This window comes from Rathayibacter sp. AY1C6 (assembly GCF_002931535.1).
Taxonomy (GTDB): Bacteria; Actinomycetota; Actinomycetes; order Actinomycetales; family Microbacteriaceae; genus Rathayibacter.
In genome coordinates, this window is record NZ_PSWC01000004.1 from 132,585 (window position 1) to 144,506 (window position 11,922).

The window sequence follows — 11,922 nt, forward strand, 5'->3', positions numbered from 1 at the left end:
AGGCGAGACCGGTGAGCACGATGAGTCCTCGGGAGGGTCGGGATCGGGTGGTGGAGTTCGTGCGGGACTCCGCGGGGCGGCTCGATGTGGAGGGGTGGTGGCCGCGGAGCGGCGCGGCCAGGCCCGATGTGTGCGGCCCCGGCGACCGGGTGAGCGGTGCGAGCTACAGCTACGCCTGGTGGGCCCCGGCGGGCACCGATGTCGAGGGGGATGCGCGGAAGGTCGCGGACTACTGGGAGTCGCTGGGGATGACGGTGAGAGTGACCGATTCGACTCCGCGCCCGACGGTCTACGGGCAGGGCGGACCGGTGCTGCGGGCGAGCTTCGTCACCGGCGCTGTCGAGGAGATGTACATGATCGGGGCGGAGATGCCGTGCGCGCCCGGCGATTTCGAATCACTCCTCCTCGAGGACGAGGCTCAGCGCGCGGCGGGCGCGGTCCTTCCGGGTGATGAAGGGGTCGTCCCGAAGCCGGATCCGTGGGACCTCCCACTCCAGTCCGATCCGTCGGGTTCCGGCTCGGAGGGATGAGCCGCCCCGTCCACCGCGTCCGGATCGGAGATGCCGACGTCGCTTCCGTTGCCGGGGGAGGGGTCGGCCTCAGCGCGGTGCGCCCACCAGCTGCGCGACGTGCACGACGAAGGCGCGGCGGCGGTCGCGCGTCTCCTCCCCGCCCCGGGAGGCGAAGGGGGTGAGGTGCCAGATCTCGCAGAGGCCGAGGAGGGCGATGAAGAGGTCGTCGGCGGACCAGCTCGCGTCGACGACGCCGGCGCGCTGCCACTCGAGGACCCGGGCCTCGGGGGCGGGGATCCCGCCGAGCTGCTCGCCGGCCTCCTCCCAGACGCCGGCTCCCTCCAGGCGCGCCCAGGTGAGCAGGCGCAGGAACTCCGGGTGCTCCCACACGTGGTCGAACATGCGGCCCGCGAGGTCGGGGAGGTCCGCCGCCTCGGCGAGGAGCGTCTCGTCGAGAGCGCCGAGCGCCTCGACGACGGTCGCGACGAACAGGCCGCGCTTGCCGCCGTAGTAGGCGTAGAGCCGCTCCTTGTTCAGACCCGCGGCCGCGGCCACACGGTCGACCCGGGCGCCCGCGAAGCCGTGGGCGGCGAACTCGACGGAGGCCGCGCGGAGGATCCGCTCGCGCGCGGGCAGCGCCGCATCGGATGTCGGCTCCATGGTTCACCTCCGGGCGCTCGAACGATACACTCTTCTTCGCCCAACCAACTGGTTGGGGTGGTTCGGCCCCGATGACGCGGCTCGGATCCGGACCCGCCGGTCCCGCTCCGCTCCGTGTGAAAGGCCGCCATGCCCTCCCCGTCCGCTCCCTCCTCCGCCCGCCGCTGGTGGGTGCTCGTGATCCTCGCGCTCACGCAGCTCGTCGTCGTGCTCGACGGCACCATCGTCACGATCGCCCTCCCCGCCGCGCAGGCCGATCTCGGCCTCACCGACGTCGAGCGCCAGTGGGTCGTCACCGCCTACGCCCTCGCGTTCGGCGCGCTCCTGCTCCTGGGCGGCCGCATCGCCGACTACACCGGCCGCAAGCGCACCTACCTGATCGGGATGATCGGCTTCGGCGCCGCCTCCGCCTGGGGCGGCCTCGCCACCTCCGGCACCGAGCTGATCGCCGCCCGCGGGCTGCAGGGCGCCTTCGCCGCGCTGCTCGCTCCGGCCGCTCTGGCCCTCCTCACCGTCTCCTTCCCCTCCGGCCGCGAGCGGGGCACGGCCTTCGCCGTCTTCGGAGCGGTCGCCGGAGCGGGCGCCGCCGTCGGCCTCGTGCTGGGCGGGCTGCTCACCGAGTTCGCCGACTGGCGCTGGTGCCTCCTCGTCAACGTCCCCGTCGTCGTGGTCGGCGCGATCGCCGGCCAGCTGCTCGTCACCGAGAGCCGCGCGGAGGGGCGCAATCGCTTCGACGTCGCCGGGACGATCACCGTCGCGCTCGGGCTCGCGAGCGTCGTCTACGGCTTCACCCTCGCCGAGCAGGGCTGGCTCGGCGTCGACACCCTCGGCTTCCTCCTCGTCGGCGTGCTGCTGCTGGCCCTCTTCGTGCGGATCCAGGCCCGCTCCGACCACCCGTCGCTGCCGCTGCGCATCGTCGCCGACCGCGTCCGCGGCGGAGCCTTCCTGGTCCAGGCGATCGTCGGCAGCGTGATGATCGGCTCCACCCTCTACCTGACCCTGCACCTGCAGCTGGTCCTGGGCCTGCCGCCGCTCGAGGCGGGCCTGGCCAATCTGCCGATGACGGTGACGATCATGATCGTCGCCGGAGTCGCCGCCAAGCTGCTGCCGCGCATCGGCCCGCGCGTGCTGATGATCGTCGGCCCGCTGATCGCGGCGGCCGGGCTGCTCTACCTGAGCCGCATCACCCCCGACGGCGGCTACCTCCTCGAGGTGCTGCCCGCGCTGATCCTCCTGGGCGTCGGCATGGCGATGGTCTTCGTGCCGCTGCAGAACCTCGCGCTCACCGGAGTCGCGGCCCACGACGCCGGTGCCGCCGGAGCGACCGCCAACGCCGCCATGCAGATCGGCGGCTCGATCGGGCTGTCGATCTTCACGACCCTCTACGCGGGAGTCGCGGGTGAGCAGCAGTCGCCGGTCGCCTTCGTCGACGGCTACTCCGCGGTCTTCGTCGCGGCCGCGATCGGGCTGGTCGTGGCCTCCGTCGTCGCCGTCGCGATGATCCGGGTGAAGAAGGAGGAGTTCCTCGCTCAGGCTCCGAAGGAGGCCGTCGCCCACCTGGGCTGATCCCGGCCTAGGCTCGGAAGCGCTATGCAGCCACTGACCGAGACCGAGATCCGCGAGTCCTTCGTCAACGCCTCCCGCAAGGAGGTCGCCGACCTCGCGCTGCCGAAGGGCTTCGACGCGCTGGACTGGTCGGTCATCGACCATCTCGGCTGGCGCGACCGGAGGATGGGCCGCCGCGCCTACGTCGTCGTGCCGCTGGAGGAGCGCCTCGTCGGGGTCCTGCTCACCCAGGCCGACGCCCTGCCGCGCTCGCGGGCGCAGTGCTCGTGGTGCCGCGACGTGCAGCTCCCGAACGACGTCGTCTTCTTCGGGGCGCGGAAGGCCGGAGCGGCCGGGCGGGCGGGGGACTCGCTCGGCACGCTCGTCTGCTCCCGCTTCGAGTGCTCGGTGAATGTGCGGCGGCGCCCGTCGGTGGCCTACATCGGGTTCGACCTCGAGGCGGCGCGGGCGCAGCGGATCGCGACTCTGCGGGCGCGCACCGAGGGCTTCGCGCGCGAGGTGCTCGGCGAGGCGTGACCGCGCTCAGCGGCGCGTGGACGCGCGCACGTGCATCCGCTCGCCCTGGCGGCCGAAGAGGCTGAGGAACTCGACCTGCTGCTCGTCGGCGCGGCCGAACCAGTGCGGCACCCGGGTGTCGAACTCGGCGGCCTCGCCGGCCGGCAGCACCAGATCGTGCTCGCCGAGCCGCAGGCGGAGCCGCCCGCTCAGCACGTAGAGCCACTCGAAGCCCTCGTGCGCGCGCTGCTCCGCCGGCTCCGTCACCGGCCCGGCCGGGAGCGTGTGCTTGAACGCCTGGAGCGCGCCCGCGTCGCGGCTGAGCGGCTGGATGAGCATGCCGTTCCGGCGCACCGGCCGCCCGTGCACGCGGGGATCTTCCGGCGCGGCGCCGACGAGCTCGTCGAGCGGCGCCCCGAGGGCGCGGGCGATCGGGAGGAGCAGCTCCAGCGTCGCGCGACGGCCTCCGCTCTCGAGGCGCGAGAGGGTGCTCGCCGAGATGCCGGTCTCGGCCGCGAGGGACGCGAGCGTGCGGTCGCGGCGGGTGCGCAGGCGCCGGAGCCGTGGTCCGACGGCGGCGACGATCTCGTCGTCGGAGGGGGCGGGCGGGGTCTCGGGCACGACGCCATCCTGGCACGGGCGGTCGCGCCGCATGCCGGAACGGCACGGATCATCGCGGCCCAGCCCGGGGCGGCGGAGCATCGACCCATGACCTCCACCGACGCCCCCACCGGCCCGTCCGCCCCCGCCCCCGCCGACGTCCTGATCCTCGGCGCCTCCTTCGCCGGCCTCGCCGCCGCCACCGCCCTCGGCCGCAGTCTCCGCGACGTCCTCGTCGTCGACGGCGGACCTCCGCGCAACGCACCCTCGCCCGGTGCCCACAACGTGCTGACCCGCGACGGCGTGCCGCCCACGGAGCTGGTGCGCCTGGCGCGCGCCGAGGCCGAGGGCTACGGAGCACGGGTGGTCGAGGGCGAGGCGGTCCGCGCGTCCGCGGGACCCGAGGGCGTGACCGCGACCCTCGCCGACGGCACGGTCCTCCGCGCGCGCCGCCTCCTGCTCGCGACCGGCGTCCGCGACCTGCTGCCGGAGATCCCCGGGCTCGGCGCCCGCTGGGGACGGGACGTCCTGCACTGCCCCTACTGCCACGGCTTCGAGGTGCGCGGCCGGCGGATCGGCGTGCTCGGCAGCTCGTTCGCCGGGCACCAGGCGCAGATGTTCCGGCAGCTCAGCGACCGGACGTCGATCCTGCTCCACGGCGCACCCGCGCCCGCCGGCGACGATGCGGCGGCGCTGGCCGCCCGCGGGATCGCTCTGGTGCCCGGCCGCGTCGAGAAGGTCCTCGTCGAGGACGACCGCCTGGTCGGCGTGGTGATCGACGGTCGGCGGCACGAGCTCGACGCGCTCGTCGTCGGCCCGCGGGTCGAGGGGCGGCTCCCCGAGGGGCTCGGCCTCGAGCTCGCCGACCACCCGTCGGGAGTCGCGCGGCACCTCGCCGTCGATCCGATGGGCCGGACCGGCGTCGCCGGGGTCTTCGCCGCGGGCTCGCTGGTCGAGCCCATGGCGCAGGTCGTCGCCTCGTCCGCCGACGGGCTGCGCGTGGGCGCGGCGATCAACCACGACCTGATCGAGGAGGAGATCGCCGCCGCACTGCGGGCCGCCTGACGCGCGCTCAGCGGCGGCGGTACTCCAGCTCCGGGCGGCCGGGGGAGCCGTAGCGGGGCGCGCGGTCCGCCACTCCGGAGTCGGCGAGGTGCTCGAGGTAGCGGCGGGCCGTCACCCGCGAGATGTCGAGGCGGGTGGCGAGCTCGGCCGCCGAGAGGCCGACGGGGCCCAGCAGTGCGGTGACGGCCTCGAGGGTCTGGGCCGAGAGCCCCTTGGCCAGACCCGGGGCGTTGGAGGTGCGGAGCGCCGCGAAGGCCCCGTCCACCTCGTGCTGGCTGGCGACGTCGGCGCCGTGCATCCGCTCGCGGTACGACCGGTAGCTGGCGAGCTTGGCGGCGAACGCGCTGAAGACGAACGGCTTGATCAGGTACTGCACGATGCCGGCGGCGACGGAGGCGCGCACGTTCGCGGCGTCGCGGACGGCGGTGATCGCGATGACGTCGACGTCCAGGCCCGCCGCCCTGACGGCCCGGCAGAGGTCGAGGCCGCCCATGTCCGGCAGGTTCATGTCGAGCAGGATCAGCGCGATGCCCGGGTCCGCGCGCAGCGCCCGGATCGCCTCCGCCCCGCTGCCGGCGACCGCGGCCACCTCGAAGCCCTCGACCCGCCGGACGTAGTCGGCGTGGGCGCTCGCGGTCAGCGGCTCGTCCTCGACGACGAGCACCCGGATCACGACGCCACCCGCGCGGGCAGCGGCAGCTGCACCGTGAACACCGCGCCGACGTGGCGCGAGACCTCGATCGAGCCGCCGAGCCGCTCCACCACCTGCTGCACCAGCGCCAGGCCGATGCCGCGGCCGAAGCCGTCCGACTCCTTCGTCGAGTAGCCGCGCGCGAAGACGTCGGCGGTGCCGGCGACTCCGGGGCCGCTGTCCGACACCTGCACCACCAGCTCGCCCTCGGCCAGGCCGAGGTAGACCTCCACCCACGGCTCGCGGTCCGGAGCGGAGGAGGCGGCCGCGTCGAGGGCGTTGTCGATCAGATTGCCCAGCACCGTCACGAGGTCCCCGGGCTCCAGCCCCTGCGTGCCGGGCTCGAGGTGCGTCTCGAAGTGCAGCTCGACGCCGCGCTCGCGGGCCTGCGCGGCCTTGCCCAGCAGCAGGGCGGCGATCACCGGCTCCTGCACGGAGCCGAGGACCCGGTCGGCCAGGCGCTGGCTGAGGTTCAGCTCGCCGGCGGCGAACGCGAGCGCCTCGTCGGGCCGGCCGAGCTCGATCAGCGACGCGATGGTGTGCAGGCGGTTCGAGAACTCGTGGGTCTGCGAGCGCAGCGCGTCCGAGAGGGTGCGCAGCGACTCCAGCTCGCCGCTCACCCGCTGCAGCTCGGTGCGGTCCCGGAGCGTGACGACCGTGCCCAGGGGGCGGGCGCCGGGGGAGGCGGCGGGCCGCTCGTTCACTACGAGGATCCGCTCGCGGGCCACGACCAGGCGGTCCGAGACGGGCTCGTCGTCCTGCAGCAGCTCGCGCAGGGCGACGGGGAGGTCGAGCTCGGCGACCGGCACCGGCGTCCGCACGCCCTCGAGCCCGAGCAGCTCCAGCGCGTGGTCGTTGGCGAGCACCAGTCGGCCGCGGTCGTCGACCAGCAGCAGCCCCTCCCGCACCGAGTGCAGGACGGACTCGTAGTAGGCGAAGACCTGGCTCATCTGCTCCGGGCCCCGCCCGCCCGTGACCCGCCTCAGGTAGCGGGCGAGGAGCCACGAGCCGAGCGCGCCGAGCGCGACCGCCCCGAGCGCGCCCCACGCGACGACCTGCACGCGGGCGGCGAAGGAGGCGTCCACGGCCGAGAGCGTGACGCCCGCCGACACTAGCGCGACGACCGCGCCGTCGGCGTCCTCGATCGGCGCGACGGCGCGGACGGAGGGCCCGAGCGTGCCGGTGTACGTCTCGGTGAAGGTCCGCCCCTCCAGCGCGGGCTCGATCGTGCCCTGGAACGGCAGGCCGATCCGGTCGCGGTCGCGGTGGGTGTACCGGGTGCGGTCGGGGGCCATGATCGTGAGGAAGTCGACGCCGGTGTCCCGCATGACCTCCTCGGCGTACGGCTGCAGGCTCGCGGAGGGATCCGCACCGGCCGTCGACTCGAGGACGAACGGATTGTCGGCCACCGTCCGCGCCACGACGAGGCTCCGTTGGGCGGCCTCGTCGCCCGCCCGGCTCCGCGCGTCGAGGGCCAGCACCGCGACGGCCGCTGCGGCGATCAGCAGGATGCTCAGCAGCTGCACGGCGAACAGGCGCGCGGCGATGCTGCCGCGCGGTCCGCGTGCGCTCGGCGTCCTGACCATGCCACTCCCTCGTGAGCGAGCGCTCGGGGCGCCCCGCCGTGAACAGTATGAACGCAACCGTGCCGGGCTCCGGAGGCGGGGCCACCATCGTCCTACCCCCTCACCTCGACGAAGAGAAGGACACCCCCATGGCGAAGACGCCTCAGACGCCGTCCGACCGGCTGATCCCCGCGGTCACCCCTCCGAAGACCCGGCGGCGCATCGACCGGAACCACTGGCTCTACATCGCCGTCATCATCGCCGTGGTCGCCGGCGTCGTGGTCGGACTCGTCGCTCCCGCCTTCGCGGCGACGCTCGAGCCCGTCGGCAAGGCCTTCGTCGGACTGATCAAGATGATGATCGCGCCGATCATCTTCTGCACCATCGTCATCGGCATCGGCTCCATCGCGAAGGCCGCCACGGTCGGCAAGGTCGGCGGACTCGCGCTGGGCTACTTCATCGTGATGTCGACCTTCGCCCTGGCGATCGGCCTCGTCGTCGGCAACATCCTGCACCCGGGCGAGGGCCTCGACATCTCGAGCGCCACCTACGACACCAGCGACCTCAAGGCCGAGAGCACCAGCGACTTCGTCCTCGGGATCATCCCCGTCTCGCTGTTCTCCTCGCTCGTGGACGGCAGCATCCTGCAGACCCTCTTCGTCGCGCTGCTCGTCGGCTTCGCGCTGCAGAAGATGGGCGCCAAGGGCCAGCCGATCCTCGGAGCGATCAAGCAGCTCCAGATCCTGGTCTTCCGCATCCTCTCGATGGTGCTCTGGGTCGCCCCGATCGGCGCGTTCGGCGCCATCGCCGCGGTCGTCGGCAAGACCGGCTGGGGAGCGGTCGTCGCTCTCGCCACCCTGATGATCGGCTTCTACATCACCTGCGCGATCTTCGTGGTCGTCGTCCTCGGCCTGCTGCTGCGCCTGGTGACCGGCGTCAGCATCTTCTCGCTGATGAAGTACCTGGCCCGCGAGTACCTGCTGATCGTCGGCACCTCCTCCTCGGAGGCGGCGCTGCCCCGCCTGATCGCGAAGATGGAGCACCTCGGCGTCTCCAAGCCCGTCGTCGGCATCACCGTGCCCACCGGCTACTCCTTCAACCTCGACGGCACGGCGATCTACCTCACGATGGCGTCGCTGTTCATCGCCTCGGCCACCGGAGCGCCGATGTCGATCCCGGAGCAGATCGGCCTCCTCCTCTTCATGATGATCGCCTCGAAGGGCGCCGCGGGCGTCACCGGAGCGGGCCTGGCCACGCTGGCCGGCGGCCTCCAGTCCTTCCGTCCCGACCTGGTCAACGGCGTCGGCGTGATCGTCGGCATCGACCGCTTCATGTCCGAGGCCCGCGCGGTCACCAACTTCACCGGCAACGCGGTCGCCACCCTTCTCGTGGGCACCTGGACCAAGCAGATCGACATGGTGCAGGTCCGCGAGGTCCTCGGCGGGCGCTCGCCCTTCGACGAGACCACGCTCGGAGCGGACGAGCACGAGGCCCCCGCGTCGGGCACCTCGATCACCGAGGGGATCGCCTCGATCCAGGACTCCGACGAGGCGTCGCGGATGCGCGCGGAGATCGCGGCCAAGCGCTAGCCGATCCGATCGCGACGGCCCCGCCTCCCGGAACCGGTCCGGGAGGCGGGGCCTCCGTCGTACGCGGGTCAGTGCCTCCGCACCCCGAGCAGAGGCAGGGTCACCGAGCAGAGCGGCCCGATCAGCACCGCGAAGAGGAGGGTGCCGAGGCCGGCGTCGCCGCCGAGGGCCCAGCCGATGAGCAGCACCGTGAGCTCGACGCCCGAGCGCGCCACCCAGATCGGCAGGCCCGTGCGGGTGTGCAGGCCCAGCATCAGTCCGTCGCGGGGCCCCGGACCGAGGTGGGCGCCGATGTAGATCCCGCTCGCGACCGCCAGAAGCACGAGGCCTCCGGCGAAGAGCAGGCCGCGGGCCCACCACTCCTCCGGCGTCGCCAGCACACGCAGTCCGACGTCGATCATCGTGCCGACCACGAGCACGTTCAGCACGGTGCCGAGACCGGGCCGCTGTCGGAGGGGGATCCACAGCAGCAGGACGAGCAGGCCGATCACGTTCGTGAGCAGTCCGATCCCGAGCCCGGTCTGGTGCGCGACCCCCTGGGCGAAGACGGTCCACGGGTCCACGCCGATCGCCGCGCGGATCATCATCGCGTCGGCGAATCCGTAGAGGATCAGGCCCACCAGCAGGCGCGGCACGGGTCGGAGGCGCCACTGGCCCGCTGGGGGAGCGGCGGCGGCAACGGGAGCGGTGAGGGTCATGGACTCATCACAGCGCGACATTGGCCTTCTTCGCGCGGTCCAATCCGGCTACCTTGGACGCATGGCTGATGTCCACTTCGGCGCGCGCGCCCTGCAGACCCTCCTCGGCGACTGGCGCGAGCAGCGCGGCACCCGGCCCGCCTACCTCGCGCTGGCCGACCGGATCCGCCTCCTCGGGATCGACGGCCGCATCCCCGCGGGCAGCCGCCTGCCCGCCGAGCGCGAGCTCTCGGCCCGCCTCGGCGTCAGCCGCACGACCGTGGCCGCCGCGTACCGCGAGCTGCGCGACAGCGGCTACCTCGTCAGCGTGCGCGGCTCCGGCAGCGTCACCCGCCTGCCGGGATCGGCCGTGCACGCGGTGCCCTCGCTCGCGCCGGACTTCCTCGACTTCACCAAGGCGGCACTGCCCGCCGTCCCCGAGCTGGCCGAGGCGTACACCCGCGCGGCGCAGGCGGCCCCCGAGCACTTCGACTCCGGCTCCTACGACACGGTCGGCCTGCCGGTGCTGCGCCGCGCGATCGCCGAGCGCTACACCGCGCGGGGTCTGCGCACCGAGCCCGGCCAGATCATGGTGACCATCGGCGCGCAGCACGCGATCGCGCTCGTCGCCCGCACCCTGCTCGCGCGGGGCGACCGGGCGCTGATCGAGGCCCCGACCTACCCGCACGCCTACGAGGCCCTCCGGCTGGCCGGCGCGCGGCTCGTGCCGGTGAACGTCGACGGGGCGGACGGCTGGGACGGAGAGGGCCTGATCGCCGCGCTGCGCGGCACGAGCCCGAGCCTGGCCTACCTGATGCCCGACTTCCACAACCCGACCGGCCGCTCCATGGCCCCCGAGCTGCGGGAGCGGGCGATCGCCGCCGCGGCCCGGCAGGGCACGCTGATCATCGCCGACGAGACGACGGCCGAGCTCGACATCGACCGGCGGATGACGCCGCTGCCGTTCGCCGCCTACGGGCCCGAGGGGACGGTGCTCTCGATCGGCTCCGTCGGCAAGACGCTGTGGGGCGGCATCCGGATCGGCTGGATCCGCGCCGAGCGAGCGGTGATCCGCAAGCTGGCGCTGGCGCGCTCGGCGAGCGACCTCGGCACGCCGATCCTGGAGCAGCTCCTGGTCGCGGACATGCTCGGCCGGATGGACGGCGTGCTGGAGCTGCGGCGCTCGCAGCTGCGCGCGGGCCGCGACCACCTCGAAGCGGCCCTGGCGCGCGCGATCCCGGAGTGGAGCGTGCCGCGGGTCTCGGGCGGCCTCTCCACCTGGGTGGGCCTGGGCCGGCCGGCGAGCTCGCAGCTCGCGCTCGCCGCCCGGACGGCGGGCCTGCTGATCACCGCGGGCCCGCGCTTCGGGATCGACGGCGCCTTCGAGCGCTTCCTCCGCATCCCGATCGGCTACTCGCCCGAGGCGACCGACCGGGCCGTGGAGGCGCTCGCGACGGCGTGGGCGCAGGTCGCCCGGCACCCGGCGGCCGACCCGGGGTACCTCGCCGACGTGGTCTGAGGTGGAGTGCCCGCCGGGCGTGTGAGATCGTTCTCTCATGAGCGACGGGTACGGCTACCTGCTGATCCACTTCGTGGAGGACCGGACCGGCCACAGCGAGAAGATCTTCCTCTCGCTCAGCCGGGGCGACGATCCGCTGCGCTGGCGGGCGCTCGGGCCGGTGCTGGAGTGGACCGGCGGCACGGGCGGCGTCCGCGACCCCCACATCGTCCGCGGGCCGCGGGGCTTCCACCTCGTCGCCACCGATCTCCGCGTCTGGCGGCCCGAGGGCCCGGACTGGGACCACTACCGGCACCGGGGGAGCCGCGACCTCGTGGTCTGGGACTCCCCGGACCTCCTCGAGTGGTCCGAGCCGCGCGCGGTCGCCGTCGCTCCCGAGGGCGCGGGCATGGCCTGGGCGCCGGAGTCGGTCTACGACCCGGTCTCGGGCGACTTCCTCGTGCACTGGTCCTCCGGCCTGGCCGAGGACGGCGACCCCGCCACCGGCGAGACGGGCGACAGCCGCATCATGATGTCCCGCACGCGCGACTTCCGCACGTTCGCCGAGCCCGAGACCTACCTGCGGCTGCCCGGCGGAGTGATCGACATGACGCTGCTGATCGAGGGCACGGCCGTCCACCGCTTCGCCAAGCAGCACGACGACGCCCCCGACACGATGCAGGTGTTCCAGCAGGTCGGCTCCTCCCTCCTCGCGGACGACTTCACCACCGTCGCGCGGGGGATCGGGCAGGAGCTCGGCCCGAGCATCGAGGGGCCGCTGGTCTTCCGGCACCACCGCGAGGAGCGCTGGTCGCTCTGGGTCGACCAGTACGCCCTCCGCCCCTACGGCTACCGCGCCTACACGAGCACCGACCCGGCCTCGGGCCGCTGGGAGCTCGCGGAGGAGTTCGACCTGCCCGAGGACACCAAGCACGGAGCGGTCCTCCCGCTCACCCGATCCGAGTACACGGCGCTCGACGAGCGCCACCCCGCCTGAGAGGCCC

At 73.7% G+C, this 11,922-nt stretch carries 12 protein-coding genes; 7 read left to right on the plus strand and 5 right to left on the minus strand.

Translation table 11 applies throughout. The features are described from left to right. Positions 1–149: 149 nt before the first annotated feature. The gene (locus tag C5D36_RS04445) at positions 150–530 is read left to right on the plus strand and encodes a hypothetical protein (protein ID WP_146079695.1); all 381 of its coding nucleotides are present in this window, start codon (positions 150–152) and stop codon (positions 528–530) included. Positions 531–599: 69 nt separating this feature from the next. Here the strand turns inward: C5D36_RS04445 and C5D36_RS04450 are convergent, their stop codons facing one another. Continuing rightward, positions 600–1,172, minus strand: coding sequence for a TetR family transcriptional regulator (locus tag C5D36_RS04450; RefSeq protein WP_104295270.1), 573 nt, complete (start codon positions 1,170–1,172; stop codon positions 600–602). Between the two features lie 129 nt (positions 1,173–1,301). Here C5D36_RS04450 and C5D36_RS04455 point away from each other — a divergent pair, with 129 nt between their 5' ends. Beyond that, positions 1,302–2,738, plus strand: a complete 1,437-nt coding sequence (locus tag C5D36_RS04455; protein ID WP_104295271.1) for an MFS transporter — start codon at positions 1,302–1,304, stop codon at positions 2,736–2,738. A 24-nt stretch (positions 2,739–2,762) separates the two neighbouring features. Continuing rightward, positions 2,763–3,254, plus strand: coding sequence for an FBP domain-containing protein (locus tag C5D36_RS04460; protein ID WP_104295272.1), 492 nt, complete (start codon positions 2,763–2,765; stop codon positions 3,252–3,254). Between the two features lie 6 nt (positions 3,255–3,260). Here C5D36_RS04460 and C5D36_RS04465 read toward each other — a convergent pair whose 3' ends face one another. Further along, positions 3,261–3,854 (minus strand): helix-turn-helix domain-containing protein, encoded by a 594-nt coding sequence (locus tag C5D36_RS04465; protein ID WP_104283164.1) that lies wholly within the window; start codon positions 3,852–3,854, stop codon positions 3,261–3,263. An 87-nt stretch (positions 3,855–3,941) separates the two neighbouring features. Here C5D36_RS04465 and C5D36_RS04470 point away from each other — a divergent pair, with 87 nt between their 5' ends. Continuing rightward, positions 3,942–4,898, plus strand: coding sequence for an NAD(P)/FAD-dependent oxidoreductase (locus C5D36_RS04470; protein ID WP_104295273.1), 957 nt, complete (start codon positions 3,942–3,944; stop codon positions 4,896–4,898). A 7-nt stretch (positions 4,899–4,905) separates the two neighbouring features. Here C5D36_RS04470 and C5D36_RS04475 read toward each other — a convergent pair whose 3' ends face one another. Together C5D36_RS04475 and C5D36_RS04480 are read right to left on the minus strand one after the other, a co-directional pair. Continuing rightward, positions 4,906–5,571 (minus strand): response regulator, encoded by a 666-nt coding sequence (locus tag C5D36_RS04475; RefSeq protein ID WP_104226166.1) that lies wholly within the window; start codon positions 5,569–5,571, stop codon positions 4,906–4,908. Beyond that, positions 5,568–7,175, minus strand: coding sequence for a sensor histidine kinase (locus C5D36_RS04480; RefSeq protein ID WP_104233114.1), 1,608 nt, complete (start codon positions 7,173–7,175; stop codon positions 5,568–5,570). Before C5D36_RS04480 ends, C5D36_RS04475 begins: the two co-directional genes overlap by 4 nt. A 128-nt stretch (positions 7,176–7,303) precedes the next feature. Here C5D36_RS04480 and C5D36_RS04485 point away from each other — a divergent pair, with 128 nt between their 5' ends. After that, positions 7,304–8,743: a cation:dicarboxylate symporter family transporter gene (locus tag C5D36_RS04485; RefSeq protein ID WP_104295274.1), complete on the plus strand. Its 1,440-nt coding sequence runs from the start codon at positions 7,304–7,306 to the stop codon at positions 8,741–8,743. A 68-nt stretch (positions 8,744–8,811) separates the two neighbouring features. On the opposite strand, the gene C5D36_RS04490 is transcribed toward C5D36_RS04485, so the two are convergent. Further along, the gene (locus tag C5D36_RS04490; RefSeq protein ID WP_374953113.1) at positions 8,812–9,441 is read right to left on the minus strand and encodes a YitT family protein; all 630 of its coding nucleotides are present in this window, start codon (positions 9,439–9,441) and stop codon (positions 8,812–8,814) included. Between the two features lie 61 nt (positions 9,442–9,502). On the opposite strand from C5D36_RS04490, the gene C5D36_RS04495 reads away from it, so the two are divergent. Both C5D36_RS04495 and C5D36_RS04500 read left to right on the plus strand, forming a co-directional pair. Beyond that, on the plus strand, positions 9,503–10,939 hold the full coding sequence (locus tag C5D36_RS04495; protein ID WP_104223812.1) for a PLP-dependent aminotransferase family protein: 1,437 nt from the start codon (positions 9,503–9,505) through the stop codon (positions 10,937–10,939). A 37-nt stretch (positions 10,940–10,976) separates the two neighbouring features. Beyond that, positions 10,977–11,915, plus strand: a complete 939-nt coding sequence (locus C5D36_RS04500; protein ID WP_104292228.1) for a glycoside hydrolase family 43 protein — start codon at positions 10,977–10,979, stop codon at positions 11,913–11,915. The last annotated feature ends 7 nt before the right edge of the window (positions 11,916–11,922 follow it).